The 15,643-nt window shown below is 70.7% G+C and carries 15 protein-coding genes; 14 read left to right on the top strand and 1 reads right to left on the bottom strand.

The window, feature by feature from the left end; all coding sequences use genetic code 11:
• Positions 1 to 6: 6 nt before the first annotated feature.
• The 3 genes from ACFY9V_RS28175 (at position 7) to ACFY9V_RS28165 (ending at position 2,738) form a co-directional block, all read left to right on the top strand.
• Positions 7 to 507, top strand: coding sequence for a hypothetical protein (locus ACFY9V_RS28175; RefSeq protein WP_391050386.1), 501 nt, complete (start codon positions 7 to 9; stop codon positions 505 to 507).
• Between the two features lie 54 nt (positions 508 to 561).
• Complete coding sequence (locus tag ACFY9V_RS28170) at positions 562 to 1,272, top strand: demethylmenaquinone methyltransferase (protein ID WP_355340471.1); 711 nt, start codon at positions 562 to 564, stop codon at positions 1,270 to 1,272.
• 179 nt (positions 1,273 to 1,451) lie between these two features.
• Entirely contained in the window at positions 1,452 to 2,738 is a 1,287-nt protein-coding gene (locus ACFY9V_RS28165; protein WP_355340468.1) for a geranylgeranyl reductase family protein, read from the top strand.
• Positions 2,739 to 2,927: 189 nt separating this feature from the next.
• Here the strand turns inward: ACFY9V_RS28165 and ACFY9V_RS28160 are convergent, their stop codons facing one another.
• Positions 2,928 to 3,932, bottom strand: a complete 1,005-nt coding sequence (locus ACFY9V_RS28160; protein WP_391163501.1) for an NlpC/P60 family protein — start codon at positions 3,930 to 3,932, stop codon at positions 2,928 to 2,930.
• A gap of 607 nt (positions 3,933 to 4,539) precedes the next feature.
• On the opposite strand from ACFY9V_RS28160, the gene ACFY9V_RS28155 reads away from it, so the two are divergent.
• Genes ACFY9V_RS28155 through nuoK form a run of 11 tightly spaced genes read left to right on the top strand, consistent with a single transcriptional unit; the run spans position 4,540 to position 15,636 of the window.
• Positions 4,540 to 4,899: an NADH-quinone oxidoreductase subunit A gene (locus ACFY9V_RS28155; RefSeq protein WP_355340462.1), complete on the top strand. Its 360-nt coding sequence runs from the start codon at positions 4,540 to 4,542 to the stop codon at positions 4,897 to 4,899.
• Positions 4,900 to 4,954: 55 nt separating this feature from the next.
• On the top strand, positions 4,955 to 5,509 hold the full coding sequence (locus ACFY9V_RS28150) for an NADH-quinone oxidoreductase subunit B family protein (protein WP_355340459.1): 555 nt from the start codon (positions 4,955 to 4,957) through the stop codon (positions 5,507 to 5,509).
• Complete coding sequence (locus ACFY9V_RS28145; protein ID WP_355340456.1) at positions 5,506 to 6,231, top strand: NADH-quinone oxidoreductase subunit C; 726 nt, start codon at positions 5,506 to 5,508, stop codon at positions 6,229 to 6,231. Before ACFY9V_RS28150 ends, ACFY9V_RS28145 begins: the two co-directional genes overlap by 4 nt.
• Positions 6,231 to 7,565: an NADH-quinone oxidoreductase subunit D gene (locus ACFY9V_RS28140; RefSeq protein ID WP_355340453.1), complete on the top strand. Its 1,335-nt coding sequence runs from the start codon at positions 6,231 to 6,233 to the stop codon at positions 7,563 to 7,565. Before ACFY9V_RS28145 ends, ACFY9V_RS28140 begins: the two co-directional genes overlap by 1 nt.
• Positions 7,562 to 8,449, top strand: a complete 888-nt coding sequence (nuoE, locus tag ACFY9V_RS28135; RefSeq protein WP_355340450.1) for an NADH-quinone oxidoreductase subunit NuoE — start codon at positions 7,562 to 7,564, stop codon at positions 8,447 to 8,449. The genes ACFY9V_RS28140 and nuoE overlap by 4 nt, the downstream gene beginning before the upstream one ends.
• Positions 8,449 to 9,783 carry an NADH-quinone oxidoreductase subunit NuoF gene (gene nuoF / locus ACFY9V_RS28130; RefSeq protein ID WP_355340447.1) on the top strand — a complete coding sequence of 445 codons (1,335 nt, stop codon included), beginning with the start codon at positions 8,449 to 8,451 and terminating at the stop codon, positions 9,781 to 9,783. Before nuoE ends, nuoF begins: the two co-directional genes overlap by 1 nt.
• Positions 9,780 to 12,278 (top strand): NADH-quinone oxidoreductase subunit G, encoded by a 2,499-nt coding sequence (locus tag ACFY9V_RS28125; protein WP_355340444.1) that lies wholly within the window; start codon positions 9,780 to 9,782, stop codon positions 12,276 to 12,278. Before nuoF ends, ACFY9V_RS28125 begins: the two co-directional genes overlap by 4 nt.
• Complete coding sequence (gene nuoH / locus ACFY9V_RS28120; protein WP_355340441.1) at positions 12,275 to 13,699, top strand: NADH-quinone oxidoreductase subunit NuoH; 1,425 nt, start codon at positions 12,275 to 12,277, stop codon at positions 13,697 to 13,699. Before ACFY9V_RS28125 ends, nuoH begins: the two co-directional genes overlap by 4 nt.
• Positions 13,692 to 14,393, top strand: coding sequence for an NADH-quinone oxidoreductase subunit NuoI (gene nuoI / locus ACFY9V_RS28115; RefSeq protein ID WP_355340438.1), 702 nt, complete (start codon positions 13,692 to 13,694; stop codon positions 14,391 to 14,393). The genes nuoH and nuoI overlap by 8 nt, the downstream gene beginning before the upstream one ends.
• The gene (locus ACFY9V_RS28110) at positions 14,390 to 15,340 is read left to right on the top strand and encodes an NADH-quinone oxidoreductase subunit J (RefSeq protein WP_391050388.1); all 951 of its coding nucleotides are present in this window, start codon (positions 14,390 to 14,392) and stop codon (positions 15,338 to 15,340) included. Before nuoI ends, ACFY9V_RS28110 begins: the two co-directional genes overlap by 4 nt.
• The gene (gene nuoK, locus ACFY9V_RS28105) at positions 15,337 to 15,636 is read left to right on the top strand and encodes an NADH-quinone oxidoreductase subunit NuoK (RefSeq protein WP_355340432.1); all 300 of its coding nucleotides are present in this window, start codon (positions 15,337 to 15,339) and stop codon (positions 15,634 to 15,636) included. The genes ACFY9V_RS28110 and nuoK overlap by 4 nt, the downstream gene beginning before the upstream one ends.
• Positions 15,637 to 15,643 lie beyond the last annotated feature (7 nt).

The raw sequence follows: 15,643 nt of genomic DNA, 5'->3' as shown, positions 1-15,643 counted from the left end.
GGACCCATGCTGACCCTTCACGTCGCCCCGCTGCTCCGGCTCACCGCGGGCGGCGAGGCCGTCCCGGACGGCGCCGTCCTCGTCGACGGCGGCCGGGTCGTCGCCGTCGGGCCGATGGACGAGGTCGCCGCCGCGCACCCGGACGCCCGGGTACGGCGCTGGCGCGGCACCATCGGCCCCGGACTCGTCGCCGACGGCGTGCGCGTCTTCCTCGAAGAGACCTACCACGAGGACCCGCAGGACCCCGACCGGCCGCACGACCGTGCCGAGTCGGTGCGGCGCGGCATCCACGAGCTCCTCTCCCGGGGCGTGACCGGGGTGGTGGACGACCTCACCGACGCCGCCGTCCGCTCCGCCGTCGACCACACCGGCCTGCTCCGGCTCTGGCCCGGCACCACCTCGCCCGGCCTCGCCCCCGGCGGCCGGGCCGACCTCGCCGTCCTCGCCACCGACGGCTCCTGCGTCGCCACCGTCCTGGCCGGCCGCCTCGTCCACCGCCGCGCGTAGGTCCCCCGACGGGGCAGCGGCCTTGGCGGCGCGCGAGGCGAATAGGGTGGGGGCGTGACGCGAGCATCGCTGGACAAGCAACCGCACGAAGTCGCCGCCATGTTCGATGACGTGGCGGCCAAGTACGACGTGACGAACGACGTGCTGTCGCTCGGCCAGACGCGGCTGTGGCGGAAGGCCGTCGCGCAGGCCCTGGAGGTGGGGCCGGGCGAGCGGGTGCTGGACCTGGGGGCGGGGACGGGCACGTCCTCGCTGCGCTTCGCCGCCGCGGGGGCCGACGTCGTGCCGTGCGACTTCTCCATCGGGATGCTGCGCGAGGGCAAGAAGCGGCACCCGGAGCTGGCGCTGACGGCGGGGGACGCGACCCGGCTGCCGTTCGCGGACGGCGTCTTCGACGCGGTCACCATCTCCTTCGCGCTGCGCAACGTCCACGACACCGCCGCCGCGCTGCGCGAGATGCGGCGGGTGGCCAAGCCCGGGGGACGGCTGGTCATCTGTGAGTTCAGCCACCCCACGTACCGGCCGTTCAGGACCGTCTACACCGAGTACCTGATGCGGGCGCTGCCGCCGGTCGCGACGGCCGTCAGCAGCAATCCCGACGCGTACGTCTACCTCGCCGAGTCCATCCGCGCCTGGCCCGACCAGAAGGGGCTCGCCACCCGGCTCCAGGAAGCCGGTTGGAACGCGGTGGCCTGGCGCAATCTCACCGGGGGCATCGTCGCCCTGCACCGGGCGACGGCTCCGTCCACGGCTCCCTCCGCGTAGGACCGCGCGCTCGCGTCAACGCGCCGCGCCGCCGCGAACCGCGGTTCAGGCGGGCCCCGCTGTGTCCCGTCGCCGGGCCTCATAGACTCGGTACCGGCCGGGCAGCTCTCGGCCGAGCAGCGCCCGGCCGATAACGACCGTCGCCGACACCGACACTCGCCGAAACGGGAGAGCCCACCGTGACCGACACCGCCCTGTCCGAGCGCAGCGCCGATGTGATCGTCGTCGGCGCCGGGCCCGCCGGTTCGACGACCGCGTACTACCTGGCCAAGTCGGGACTGAACGTCCTGCTGCTGGAGAAGACCGCGTTCCCGCGCGAGAAGGTGTGCGGCGACGGCCTGACCCCGCGCGCCACCAAGCAGCTCGTGTCGATGGGAATCGACATCTCGCAGGAGGCGGGCTGGCTGCGCAACAAGGGCCTGCGCATCATCAGCGGCGGCGTGCGCCTCCAGATGGACTGGCCCGAGCTGGCCGCGTACCCGAACTACGGACTGGTCCGCAAGCGCGACGACTTCGACGACATCCTCGCCCAGCAGGCGGTGAAGGCGGGCGCGACGCTGTACGAGCGGTGCAACGTCGGCGCTCCGATCACCGACGCGCGCACCGGGCGGATCACCGGCGTCGAGGCCAAACTCGGCGAGGAGAAGCGGCCGGTGACCTTCCACGCGCCGCTGGTGGTCGCCGCGGACGGCAACTCCACCCGGCTGTCCCTGGCGATGGGCCTGCACCGCCGCGAGGACCGGCCGATGGGCGTCGCGGTCCGCACGTACTTCACCTCGCCGCGGCACGAGGACGACTACCTGGAGTCGTGGCTCGAACTGTGGGACCGGCGCGGGCCGCAGGACCGGCAACTGCCCGGTTACGGCTGGGTGTTCGGCCTCGGTGACGGCACGTCGAACGTCGGTCTCGGCATCCTCAACTCCTCCTCCGCGTACCGCGAGCTGGACTGGCGCGAGGTGCTCAAGGCGTGGTGCGCCTCGATGCCGGAGGAGTGGGGCTACACCCCGGACAACATGACGCAGCCGATCCGCGGCGCCGCGCTCCCGATGGCCTTCAACCGCAAGCCGCACTACACCAAGGGCCTGGTCCTGGTGGGCGACGCGGGCGGCCTGGTCAACCCGTTCAACGGCGAGGGCATCGCCTACGCGATGGAGTCCGGCCAGATCGCCGCCGACGTCATCACCCAGGCGCACGCCCGCGCCACCTCCGCCCAGCGCGAGCTGGCCCTCCAGAACTACCCGCGCATCCTCCAGGACACCTACGGCGGTTACTACACGCTGGGCCGCGCCTTCGTGAAGCTCATCGGCAACCCGAAGGTGCTCCAGATCGCCACGCAGCGCGGTCTCACCCACCCGATGCTGATGCGCTTCTGCCTCAAGCTGCTCGCCAACCTCACCGACCCGACCGGCGGTGACGCGATGGACCGCGTGATCAACGGCCTGACCAAGATCACGCCGAGCGCGTGACGCTCTCCGCGTCCTGACCCGCCCGCCGGTACGTCCGACCGTCCGGCGTGCGGGTGTCTGCGTCCGTCATACCCCCGCCCCTTCCCCGCCCGCGCATCGGCGCACAACGGGCAGCGGACCGCCGTGACGTCCCGGTGAGGGGGTCACGGCGGTCTTATGGTGCCAAGCGTACGAAAAGGGGGAAACGGGTCAGAGGACCCGAACCGCCCAGTCCGGCATGTAGTCGGCCATCTGGTGAATGGCCACGGGGGTCGAGGGGTTGGCCGCGTCCAGGTACTGGCCGTCGCCGATGTAGACGCCGACGTGGTAGGCGCTGCCCTGGCCGCCCCAGAAGATGATGTCGCCGGCCTGCACATTGCTGACCGAGACGGGGGTGCCGACGTTGGACTGCTCCTGGGAGGTGCGCGGCAGGTCGACGCCGACGGTGGCGTAGGCGACCTGGGTGAGGCCGGAGCAGTCGTACGAGTCGGGACCGGCGGCGCCGTACACGTACGGCTTGCCGATCTGCGACTTCAGGAAGCTGATCAGCTTCGCGACGCTGCCGGTCGCCGTGGTGGCGGACGGGCTGGCCGTCGAGGTGGTCGTACCGGAGTCGGACGAACCGGACGAACCAGAAGAACCAGAAGAACCGGACGAGTTGGCCGACGCGGTCGGTGTGGCCAGCGCGGTGCGCTCGGCCGAGCGGGAGGCGGCCTGGGTGGCGGCGCGCTCCTTGGCGGCCTCGGCGGCCTTCGCCTCGGCCTCGGCCTTCGCCTTCGCGGCGGCCTTGGCGTCGGCGCTCTTCTTCGTGGCGGCGGCCTCCTTGGCGGCCTCGGCCACGGAGGCGTCCTTGGCGGCCTGGAGCTGCATCGCGATGGCGGCCTGGTCGATCGCCTGCGCGGCCTGCGCCGCGGTCACCTCGGTGGTCAGCGTGGACGCCTGGGCGGCCGCCTCGGCGGCGTTCGCGAGATCGGACGGCGTGAGGGCCGGAGTGCCGTGCGCGGGGGTGGAGTCGGTGTTGTCGGCCAGAGCCGGGGCGGCGGAGCCGCCGAGAGCGATCGCGCTGACGACGCCGCCGACGAGTCCTGCCCTGCGTACCCAGTTGGGGCGGCCGGGGGCGGCGTGCCGTCGGCGGCCGGTATGCGATTCGGTCGGATGCGAGCCGGACGCGGAGGTCCGGTCGGACGCGGAGGTCCGTATCTGGTTCGGGGACATGCGGTCCTGGCTATCAGGAATGCTTGGTTCCGTTCAACAAAGGTGGGATGCGACACAGTTGACGTGCTCACGGCTCAAATGCCCCGTTTGTGATCTTGGCGCGCGAGCACTTTCGCCCGGTTTCGGATAAGCGGTCACCTATGCGCTCGTGCGCGCTTTCACGCGGGTGAATCACGTGTGAATGCCGGGCTCCGGGGCCGTCGCCGCTCGACCGCCGCGCGCTATCACGTGGAGTCGTCCAGCGCCAATTTGCCTCTGCCGAGCGCGCCTTGATAATGCGCGCACCGCTCTGACCAGCGACAACGCTTCCGCTTGTGACGTGAAGTGATCCTTTGCGGCCGTTCCGCACCATGATCACCGCTCATCCGACTTCATGATCGTTCGTCAGGTGGTGGAGATCACAAAGGTCTTGGCGTACCCCGTGTCGCAGATCACAGACCGGCAGGCATAGGATGCAGGCGGCTCAGGCTTGTGAACTGCCTCACATAGAAGCGATCTTCGTCGTTTCGGTGACGCGGACCACGGGCAAGGGCCGGCTCCTCCGCCCACCTCGGCGGGGGGACACCCACGCAGTCACTGGCGACTGAAAAGGAAGGAGCGGGGGACGGTGAATGCCTACGCGCCCATCCTCGTGCTGGGAGGCCTTGCGGCCGGCTTCGCGATCTTCTCCGTTTTCATGGCCTCGATCATCGGGCCAAAACGGTACAACAGGGCCAAACTGGAAGCGTATGAGTGCGGCATCGAGCCCACCCCGCAGCCGGTCGGCGGGGGACGCTTCCCGATCAAGTACTACCTGACGGCGATGCTCTTCATCGTCTTCGACATCGAGATCGTCTTCCTCTATCCCTGGGCCGTCACCTTCGACCGGCTGGGGATGTTCGGCCTGGTGGAGATGCTCCTCTTCGTGCTCACCGTCTTCGTCGCCTACGCGTACGTGTGGCGGCGCGGCGGCCTGGAGTGGGACTAGGGAACGCCGAGAGGACCAGGGGACCAGGGGACAGAAGGGGACCAGGAGCCAACGCATGGGTATCGAAGAGAAACTGCCGAGCGGATTCCTGCTCACGACCGTGGAGACCGCCGCGGGCTGGGTACGTAAGGCGTCGGTCTTCCCGGCCACCTTCGGCCTGGCCTGCTGCGCCATCGAGATGATGACCGCGGGCGCCGGGCGCTACGACATGGCCAGGTTCGGCATGGAGGTCTTCCGCGGCTCGCCGCGCCAGGCCGACCTGATGATCGTGGCCGGCCGGGTGAGCCAGAAGATGGCCCCGGTGCTGCGCCAGGTCTACGACCAGATGCCGAACCCCAAGTGGGTCATCTCGATGGGTGTCTGCGCCTCCAGCGGCGGGATGTTCAACAACTACGCGATCGTGCAGGGCGTCGACCACGTCGTGCCGGTCGACATCTACCTGCCCGGCTGCCCGCCGCGCCCCGAGATGCTGCTGGACGCGATCCTCAAGCTGCACGAGAAGATCCAGCACTCCAAGCTCGGCGTGAACCGCGAAGAGGCGGCCCGCGAGGCGGAGGAAGCGGCCCGCAAGGCGCTCCCGACGATCGAGATGAAGGGCCTGCTGCGGTGACCAGCAACACTCCCGAGACCCCGGAGAACCTGCCGGGACAGCGCGCCGACGCCGGTGAGGTCATCGGCGTCCGCAAGGGCATGTTCGGTGCCAACAACGGCGGCGACACCAGCGGTTACGGCGGCCTGGTCCGTACCGTCCGGCTGCCCGGCGCGAGCAACAGGCCCTACGGCGGACCCGACGGCGTCTTCGACGAGATCGCCGACGAGCTGGAAGGCGCGTTGGAGGAGCAGGGCCTGCCCCCGGCCGAGGCGATCGAGAAGACCGTCGTGGACCGCGGCGAGCTGACCTTCCACATCGCCCGCGAACACCTGGTCACCGTCGCCAGGACGCTCCGCGACGACCCGGCGCTCCGCTTCGAGCTGTGCCTCGGCGTCAGCGGCGTGCACTACCTCGGCGACGAGGGCCGCGAGCTGCACGCCGTCTACCACCTGCGCTCGATCACCCACGCGCGGCTGATCCGCCTGGAGGTCAGCGCCCCCGACGCCGACCCGCACATCCCGTCGCTGGTCTCGGTCTACCCGACCAACGACTGGCACGAGCGCGAGACGTACGACTTCTTCGGCATCGTCTTCGACGGCCACCCGGCGCTCACCCGGATCATGATGCCGGACGACTGGCCCGGCCACCCGCAGCGCAAGGACTACCCGCTCGGCGGCATCCCCGTCGAGTACAAGGGTGCCCAGATCCCGGCTCCCGACCAGCGGAGGTCGTACAGCTAATGAGTACTCACCACGCCCCGCAGCAGGCCGACGAGCGGGAGACCACCGAAGGCCGGGTCTTCACCGTCACCGGCGGTGACTGGGACGAGCTGGCCGAGACCGTCAGCAAGGCCGACGACGAGCGCATCATCGTCAACATGGGCCCGCAGCACCCGTCCACCCACGGTGTGCTCCGGCTGATGCTGGAGATCGACGGCGAGACGGTCACCGAGGCCAGGTCGGGCATCGGCTACCTGCACACCGGCATCGAGAAGAACATGGAGTTCCGGACGTGGACCCAGGGGTCCACCTTCGTGACGCGCATGGACTACCTGACGCCGCTGTTCAACGAGACGGCGTACTGCCTGGCCGTCGAGAAGCTGCTCGGCATCACCGAGCAGGTGCCGCAGCGCGCCACCGACATCCGCGTGCTCATGATGGAGCTCAACCGGATCGCGTCCCACCTGGTCTGCATCGCCACCGGCGGCATGGAGCTGGGCGCGACCACGATCATGATCTACGGGTTCCGCGACCGCGAGTACATCCTCGACATCTTCGAGCTGATCACCGGCCTGCGGATGAACCACGCGTACGTCCGCGTCGGCGGCCTCGCGCAGGACCTGCCGCCCGGCGCGATCGACCTCGTCCGCGAGTTCGTGAAGACATTCCGCAAGAATCTGCCCGAGTACGACAAGCTCGCCACCGGCAACCCGATCTTCAAGGGCCGCATGGTGGACGTCGGTTACCTGGACCTCGCCGGGTGCATGGCGCTCGGCGCCACAGGACCGATCCTGCGCGCCGCCGGACTCCCGCACGACCTGCGCAAGTCCGACCCGTACTGCGGTTACGAGAACTACGACTTCGAGGTGCCGACCGCCGACACCTGCGACTCCTACGGCCGCTTCCGGGTCCGCCTGGAGGAGATGCACCAGAGCCTGCGGATCGTCGAGCAGGTGCTCGACCGGCTCGCGCCGGGCCCGGTGATGGTCGAGGACAAGAAGATCGCCTGGCCCGCGCAGCTCGCGCTCGGCCCCGACGGCCTCGGCAACTCGCTCGACCACATCAAGAAGATCATGGGCACCTCGATGGAGGCCCTGATCCACCACTTCAAGCTGGTGACCGAGGGCTTCCGGGTCCCGGCAGGACAGTCCTACGCGGCGATCGAGTCGGCCAAGGGCGAGCTGGGGGTGCACGCGGTCAGCGACGGCGGCACCCGCCCGTTCCGGGTGCACTTCCGCGACCCGTCCTTCACCAATCTCCAGTCCATGGCGGCGATGTGCGAGGGCGGCCAGGTCGCCGACGTCATCGTCGCGGTGGCGTCCATCGACCCCGTGATGGGAGGCGTCGACCGATGACAGACGTGGCCATGGGTGCCACCGGGGGAGTGTCCCTGGGCATCCCGCAGATGCCCGCCCCGGACTTCCCGGCCGATGTGCGCGCCCGGCTGGAGGCCGACGCCAAGGAAGTGATCGCCCGCTACCCCGGATCGCGCAGCGCCCTGCTGCCGCTGCTGCACCTCGTGCAGTCCGAGGAGGGGTACGTCACCAGGACCGGCATCCGGTTCTGCGCCGAGGTGCTCGACCTGACCACCGCCGAGGTCACCGCGGTGGCGACCTTCTACACGATGTACCGGCGCAAGCCGTCCGGCGACTACCAGGTCGGCGTGTGCACCAACACGCTGTGCGCGGTCATGGGCGGCGACGCGATCTTCGACGAGCTGAAGCAGCACCTCGGCGTCGGCAACGACGAGACGACCGAGGACGGCAAGGTCACGCTGGAGCACATCGAGTGCAACGCGGCCTGCGACTTCGCGCCCGTCGTGATGATCAACTGGGAGTTCTTCGACAACCAGACGCCCGAGTCGGCCAAGCAGCTCGTGGACGACCTGATCGCCGGCCGCGAGGTCCGGCCGACCCGCGGCGCGCCCCTGTGCACGTACAAGGAGACCGCCCGCATCCTGGCCGGTTTCCCCGACGAGCGCCCCGGCGCGGTCGAGGCCAGCGGCGGCGCGGGCCCCGCGTCCCTCACCGGTCTGCGGCTACACAAGGGCGAGACCCCCTCGCGGGTCGTCACCCAGCGCGCCGACTCGCCGCGTGACACACCGGCCGGGCCGCGGGACACCCCGTCGCCCGCCCAGCACGCCAGCTCGCACGACGCGCCCAACAAGACCGCCGAGTCCGACCCGGCCAACGCCGCGGACCCGGTGGCCGACAACGCCAGGCAGGAGGAGGGCGAGTGATGACCGTGGACTCGGCGGAGAAGCTGCTCGCCCCCGTGCTGTCGGCCTTCTGGGACGAGCCGGAGTCCTGGACCCTGGCCACCTACCGCAGGCACGACGGCTACCAGGGCCTGGACAAGGCGCTCGCGATGGCGCCGGACGACGTGATCGCGTACGTGAAGGACTCGGGGCTGCGCGGCCGTGGCGGCGCGGGCTTCCCGACCGGCATGAAGTGGCAGTTCATCCCGCAGGGCGACGGCAAGCCGCACTACCTCGTGGTCAACGCGGACGAGTCGGAGCCGGGCACCTGCAAGGACATCCCGCTGCTCTTCGCGAACCCGCACTCCCTCATCGAGGGCATGATCATCGCGTGTTACGCGATCCGCTCCAGCCACGCCTTCATCTACCTGCGCGGCGAGACGGTCCCCGTCCTGCGCAGGCTGCACGAGGCGGTGCGCGAGGCGTACGCGGCCGGTTACCTCGGCCGTGACATCCAAGGCAGCGGATTCGACCTGGAGTTGACCGTCCACGCCGGCGCGGGCGCGTACATCTGCGGTGAGGAGACGGCGCTGCTGGACTCCCTGGAGGGCCGTCGCGGCCAGCCCAGGCTCCGCCCGCCCTTCCCCGCCGTGGAGGGCCTGTACGCCTGTCCCACCGTGGTGAACAACGTGGAGTCGATCGCCTCGGTTCCCGCGATCATGCAGCGCGGCAAGGACTGGTTCAAGGCGATGGGCAGCGAGAAGTCCCCCGGCTTCACGCTGTACTCGCTCTCCGGGCACGTCGCCAAACCCGGGCAGTACGAGGCGCCGCTCGGCATCACGCTGCGGCAGCTCCTCGACCTCGGCGGCGGCATGCGGCCGGGACACCGGCTCAAGTTCTGGACGCCCGGCGGCTCCTCGACCCCGATGTTCACCGACGAGCACCTGGACGTCGCGCTGGACTACGAGGGCGTCGGCGCCGCCGGATCGATGCTCGGCACCAAGGCGCTCCAGTGCTTCGACGAGACGACCTGCGTGGTGCGGGCCGTCACCCGCTGGACCGAGTTCTACGCCCACGAGTCCTGCGGAAAGTGCACGCCGTGCCGCGAAGGCACGTACTGGCTCGTCCAGTTGCTGCGTGACATCGAGGCGGGCAAGGGCCGGCCCGAGGACCTGGACAAGCTCAACGACATCGCCGACAACATCAACGGCAAGTCCTTCTGCGCGCTCGGCGACGGCGCCGCCGCCCCGATCTTCTCCTCTCTGAAGCACTTCCGCGCGGAGTACGAGGAGCACATCGAGCGCAAGGGCTGCCCCTTCGACCCGGCCCGCTCCACCGCCTGGGCCGACAAGTCCCGTACGGAGGCCCACGCGTGACCGTCACTACCAACGCACCCTCCGGAGGGGGTCAGGCGGCGGTGCCGCCGGAAGATCTCATCTCCGTGCAGATCGACGGCATCGCGGTGTCCGTCCCCAAGGGGACGCTGGTCATCCGGGCCGCGGAACTGCTCGGCATCGAGATCCCCCGGTTCTGCGACCACCCGCTGCTCGACCCGGCCGGGGCCTGCCGCCAGTGCATCGTCGAGGTCGAGGGCCAGCGCAAGCCGGTCGCGTCCTGCACGATCACCTGTACCGACGGGATGGTCGTCAAGACGCAGCTCTCGTCGCCGGTCGCCGAGAAGGCGCAGCGCGGCGTGATGGAGCTGCTGCTGATCAACCACCCGCTGGACTGCCCGGTCTGCGACAAGGGCGGCGAATGCCCCTTGCAGAACCAGGCGATGCAGGTCGGCGACACCGACTCGCGCTTCGAGGGCAAGAAGCGGACGTACGAGAAGCCGGTGCCGATCTCCACCCAGGTGCTGCTGGACCGCGAGCGGTGCGTGCTGTGCGCGCGCTGCACCCGGTTCAGCAACCAGGTGGCGGGCGACCCGATGATCGAGATGCTGGAACGCGGCGCGCTCCAGCAGATCGGCACCGGGGTCGGCGACCCCTTCGAGTCGTACTTCTCCGGCAACACCATCCAGATCTGCCCGGTCGGCGCGCTCACCTCGGCCGCGTACCGCTTCCGCTCCCGGCCGTTCGACCTCGTGTCGTCGCCGTCGGTGTGCGAGCACTGCGCGGGCGGCTGCGCGACCCGTACCGACCACCGCCGCGGCAAGGTCATGCGGCGGCTGGCGGCCGACGACCCGCAGGTCAACGAGGAGTGGATCTGCGACAAGGGCCGCTTCGGCTTCCGCTACGCGCAGCGCCCCGACCGGCTGAGCCACCCCCTGGTCCGCAACGCCGAGGGCGAACTCGTCCCCGCGTCCTGGCCCGAGGCGCTGGCCGCCGCCGCGGCCGGGCTCAGCGCGGCGCACGGCCGCGCCGCGGTGCTGCCCGGCGGACGCGTCACCGTCGAGGACGCGTACGCGTACGCCAAGTTCGCCCGCGTCGTGCTCGGCACCAACGACGTGGACTTCAGGGCCCGCGCGCACTCCGCCGAGGAGGCCGACTTCCTGGCCGCCACGGTCGCCGGGCGCGGCCTCGACCTGTCGGGCACCGGCATCACGTACACGGCGCTGGAGAAGGCACCGGCCGTACTGCTGGCGGGACTCGAGGCCGAGGAGGAGGCCCCCGGGGTCTTCCTGCGGCTCCGCAAGGCGCACCGCAAGCGCAAGCAGCAGACGTACGCCCTGGCCACGCACGCCACCCGCGGCCTGGAGAAGGCGGGCGGCGTCCTGCTGCCCGCCGCCCCCGGCACGGAACCCGAGTGGCTGGACGCGCTCGCGGGCGGTGTCGGCCTCGACGAGACCGGGCAGGCCGCGGCCGAGGCGCTGCGCGCCGCGGGCGCCGTCATCCTGGTCGGCGAGCGGCTGGCCGCCGTGCCCGGCGGGCTGACCGCCGTGGTCCGGCTGGCCACGGCCACCGGCGCCGCGCTGGCGTGGATTCCGCGCAGGGCCGGTGAGCGCGGCGCCGTCGAGGCGGGCGCGCTGCCCGGGCTGCTGCCCGGCGGCCGTCCGGTCACCGACCCGCGGGCCCGCGCCGAGGTCGCCTCGGTCTGGGGTCTGCCGGAGCTGCCGCACCGCTTCGGCCGCGACACCGGCCAGATCGTCGAGGCCGCCGCCGCGGGCGAGCTGGCGGCCCTGGTCGTCGGCGGCGTCGAGGTCGCGGACCTGCCGGACCCGGCCCGCGCCCGCGAGGCGCTGGACGCGGTCGGCTTCCTGGTCAGCCTGGAGCAGCGGCCCAGCGAGGTCACCGACCGCGCCGACGTCGTCCTCCCGGTCGCCGCGGTCGCCGAGAAGACCGGCACCTTCCTCAACTGGGAGGGCAGGGCCCGGATGTTCGACGCGGCCATCAAGCCCGACCAGGCCACCAACCGGCACCAGCTCCCGGACGCCCGCGTCCTGACGATGCTGGCCGACGCGCTCGACGTCCGGCTCGGCCTGGCCGACGTGCGGGGCGCGCGCTCCGAACTCGACCGGCTCGCCGGGTGGGACGGCCCCTGGGGCAGCTCGCCGCTGGAGTCCGCCGGATCGCTGCCCCGCCCCGAGGCGGGCCAGGCGCTGCTGGCCGGACACCGGCTGCTGCTCGACCAGGGCCGCCTCCAGGACGGGGACGACGCGCTGGCCGGCACCCGGCACGCGGCCGTCGCCCGGCTGTCGGCCGCCACCGCCGCCGAGGCCGGTGTCACCGACGGCGACCCGCTGACGGTGACCGGGCCCGCGGGAGCGGTCACGCTGCCGCTGGTCGTCACCGCGATGCCCGACCGGGTGGTGTGGCTGCCGCTGAACTCCGCGGGGAACGGCGTCGCCTCCGACACCGGTGCCCGTACGGGCCAGGTCGTCTCCGTCGGCAGCGCCGCCGCGGTCACGCAAGAGGAGGGCACCCGATGAGCGCGCCACTGACCCAGCTCGCCGCCACCACGGAGAATCTCTCCTGGTTCGGCAACGACATCTGGTGGCTGATCATCCTCAAGGCGGTCTTCTGCTTCGCCTTCGCGATGCTGACCGTGCTCGTCGCCATCGTGTGGGAGCGCAAGGTCGTCGCGTGGATGCAGTTGCGCATCGGCCCGAACCGGCACGGCCCCTGGGGCATGCTCCAGTCCCTCGCCGACGGCATCAAGCTGATGCTGAAGGAGGACATCGTCGTCAAGCGGGCCGACAAGGTGGTGTTCATCCTCGCGCCCGTCGTGGCGGCCATCCCGGCCTTCATGGCGTTCGCGGTGATCCCCTTCGGCCCGGCCGACAACGAGGTGTCGATCTTCGGCCAGCGCACCGCGCTCCAGCTCACCGACCTCCCGATCGGCCTGCTGTTCATCCTGGCCACCGCGTCGGTCGGCATCTACGGCATCGTCCTGGCGGGCTGGTCGTCCGGCTCGACGTACCCGCTGCTCGGCGGCCTGCGCGCGTCCGCGCAGATGATCTCGTACGAGATCGCGATGGGCCTGTCCTTCGCGGCGGTCTTCCTCTACTCCGGCTCCATGTCGACGTCGACGATCGTCGAGGCGCAGCACGACCGCTGGTACGCGATCCTGCTGCCCGTCTCGCTGATCATCTACATCATCGCGATGGTCGGCGAGACCAACCGCGCGCCGTTCGACATGCCCGAGTCCGAGGGCGACCTGGTCGGCGGCTTCAACACCGAGTACAGCTCGATCAAGTTCGCGCTGTTCATGCTCGCCGAGTACGTGAACATGGTGACGGTCTCCGCGGTCGCGACGACGCTCTTCCTCGGCGGCTGGCGCGCCCCCTGGCCGATCAGCACGGTCTGGATCGGCGCGAACCACGGCTGGTGGCCGATGCTCTGGTTCATCGTCAAGGTCCAGTTGCTGCTGTTCTTCTTCATCTGGCTGCGCGGCACCCTGCCCCGGGTCCGCTACGACCAGTTCATGAAGCTGGGCTGGAAGGTCCTCATCCCGGTCTCCATGGTCTGGCTGATGCTGGTCGCCGCGGTCCGCGCGATGCGCAACGAGGACTACGACTTCACGAAGATCGTCCTGTACATCGGCGGTGTGGTGATCGCGCTGCTGCTGATCTCGCTCATCGCGGACGTCTTCAGGGACCGCGAGGAGAAGAAGGCCGCCGTCCGCGGCGGCGGCGCGCTCGCGCCACCGGACCGCTTCGACCCGATGGCGGGCGGCTATCCCGTACCGCCGCTGCCGGGTCAGGAGGCGGAGCGGGTGCCGCGGCGCCCCAGCCGGGCGGCACAGCCCCAACTCGTGGGTGCCGCCAGCGCGTCCGGCGTGTCCGGCGCGGCGGAACCGGACGTCCAGGATGCCCCCGAGCAGGAGAAGAAGGAGGACGGCGATGCCTGAGTTCCTCGGCCCGGTCGCAGGCTTCGGCGTGACCTTCAAGGCCATGTTCAAGAAGCGGCTGACCGAGCAGTACCCCGAGTACAAGAAGCCCACCGCCCCGCGTTTCCACGGCCGCCACCAGCTCAACCGGCACCCGGACGGCCTGGAGAAGTGCGTCGGCTGCGAGCTGTGCGCGTGGGCCTGCCCGGCGGACGCCATCTACGTGGAGGGCGCGGACAACACCGAGGAGGAGCGCTACTCACCCGGTGAGCGCTACGGCCGCGTCTACCAGATCAACTACGCCCGCTGCATCCTGTGCGGCCTGTGCATCGAGGCGTGCCCGACGCGCGCGCTGACGATGACCAACGAGTACGAACTGGCCGACCGGACCCGCGAGTCGCTGATCTTCACCAAGGAACAGCTCCTGTCCGGTCTCGAGGAGGGCATGGTCGACTCGCCGCACTCGATCTTCCCCGGCATGGACGAGGGCGACTACTACCGCGGCGCGGTCACCGAGGCCGCGCCCGGCACCGTACGGCAGGTCGCGGTCTCCAAGGGCGAGAAGCCGGACGAGACGGTGCGGACCGACGGCGCCACCGCGGCGGACGCGCCCGACGCCCCCGAGACGGGCTTCACCAGGACCGACGCCGAGGGCGCCGCGGTCGCGCCCGCCCCCGGCGGCGGCACGCCCGCGGGAACGGGGGACGAGGCATGATCGCCGCGACCTCGCAGCTCGCCACCTCCCAGCTCGCCGCCGCCGCGTCGCAGACCTCCACCGGCGAGGCCGTCCAGTTCTGGATTCTGGGCACGGTCGCCGTGCTCGGCGCGCTCGGCACCGTCTTGATGAAGAAGTCCGTGCACAGCGCGCTGTCGCTGGCCGGGACGATGATCGTGCTCGCGATCTTCTACCTGGCGCAGGGCGCGTACTTCCTGGGCGTCGTGCAGATCGTCGTCTACACCGGCGCGATCATGATGCTCTTCCTCTTCGTCGTCATGCTGGTCGGCATCACCGCCGCCGACTCGCTGAAGGAGACGCTCAAGGGCCAGCGCTGGATGGCCGCGGCCTGCGGTCTCGGCTTCGGCATCCTGCTGATCGCCGGGATCGGCAACGCCTCGCTCGACACCTTCGCCGGTGTCGGCCAGGCCAACTCCGCGGGCAACGTGCCCGGTCTGGCCCGGCTGATCTTCACCAAGTACGTGTGGTCCTTCGAGATCACCGGCGCGCTGCTGATCACCGCGGCCATCGGCGCGATGGTGCTCACGCACCGCGAGCGCACCGAGGAGCGGCGCACCCAGCGCGAGCTGTCCGAGGCGCGCGTGCGCGGCGGCGTACAGGTCACCCCGCTGCCCGCGCCCGGCACCTACGCCCGGCACAACGCGGTGGACATCCCCGCGCTGCTGCCCGACGGTTCCATCTCGGAGCTGTCGGTCAGCGCCACGCTGCGGGCCCGCGGCCAGATCCGTGACGTGTCCGCCGACGCCCTGCACCGGCTCGCCGAGCTGGACCAGCGCACCGAGGAGTACCTGGAGCGCGAGCCGGAGCGTACGGCGGTGGAGCGCAAGGCCGAACGGGCCGAGCGCGAGACCGTACGCGAGGCTGACCGGGAAGCCGCACGAGAGGCCGACCGGGCTTCCGACCGGGCCGAGGAGGGTGCCAAGTGAATCCGGCCAACTACCTGTACCTGTCGGCGCTGCTGTTCACCATCGGCGCGGCGGGCGTACTGATCCGGCGCAACGCGATCGTGGTCTTCATGTGCATCGAGCTGATGCTGAACGCCTGCAACCTGGCGTTCGTCACCTTCTCGCGGCTGCACGGCAACCTCGACGGCCAGGTGATCGCGTTCTTCACGATGGTGGTCGCCGCCGCGGAAGTCGTGGTCGGCCTGGCGATCATCGTGTCGATCTTCCGCTCCCGCCACTCGGCTTCGGTCGACGACGCCAATCTCATGAAGCTGTAGAGGGGCT

It is taken from the genome of Streptomyces sp. NPDC008317, from assembly GCF_042955955.1.
Lineage (GTDB): Bacteria > Actinomycetota > Actinomycetes > Streptomycetales > Streptomycetaceae > Actinacidiphila.
The sequence above is the reverse complement of the archived record's forward strand: the minus strand, read 5'-3'. Positions and strand labels throughout refer to the sequence as shown.

What these genes read in the sequence shown, in the direction of transcription:
- nuoF (WP_355340447.1), top strand. Translation starts at nt 8,449, where the DNA reads ATGACCGTGGACTCGGCGGAGAAGCTGCTCGCCCCCGTGCTGTCGGCC.
- ACFY9V_RS28140 (WP_355340453.1), top strand. Translation starts at nt 6,231, where the DNA reads ATGAGTACTCACCACGCCCCGCAGCAGGCCGACGAGCGGGAGACCACC.
- nuoE (WP_355340450.1), top strand. Translation starts at nt 7,562, where the DNA reads ATGACAGACGTGGCCATGGGTGCCACCGGGGGAGTGTCCCTGGGCATC.
- ACFY9V_RS28110 (WP_391050388.1), top strand. Translation starts at nt 14,390, where the DNA reads ATGATCGCCGCGACCTCGCAGCTCGCCACCTCCCAGCTCGCCGCCGCC.
- ACFY9V_RS28160 (WP_391163501.1), bottom strand. Translation starts at nt 3,932, where the DNA reads ATGTCCCCGAACCAGATACGGACCTCCGCGTCCGACCGGACCTCCGCG.
- nuoI (WP_355340438.1), top strand. Translation starts at nt 13,692, where the DNA reads ATGCCTGAGTTCCTCGGCCCGGTCGCAGGCTTCGGCGTGACCTTCAAG.
- ACFY9V_RS28150 (WP_355340459.1), top strand. Translation starts at nt 4,955, where the DNA reads ATGGGTATCGAAGAGAAACTGCCGAGCGGATTCCTGCTCACGACCGTG.
- nuoH (WP_355340441.1), top strand. Translation starts at nt 12,275, where the DNA reads ATGAGCGCGCCACTGACCCAGCTCGCCGCCACCACGGAGAATCTCTCC.
- ACFY9V_RS28175 (WP_391050386.1), top strand. Translation starts at nt 7, where the DNA reads ATGCTGACCCTTCACGTCGCCCCGCTGCTCCGGCTCACCGCGGGCGGC.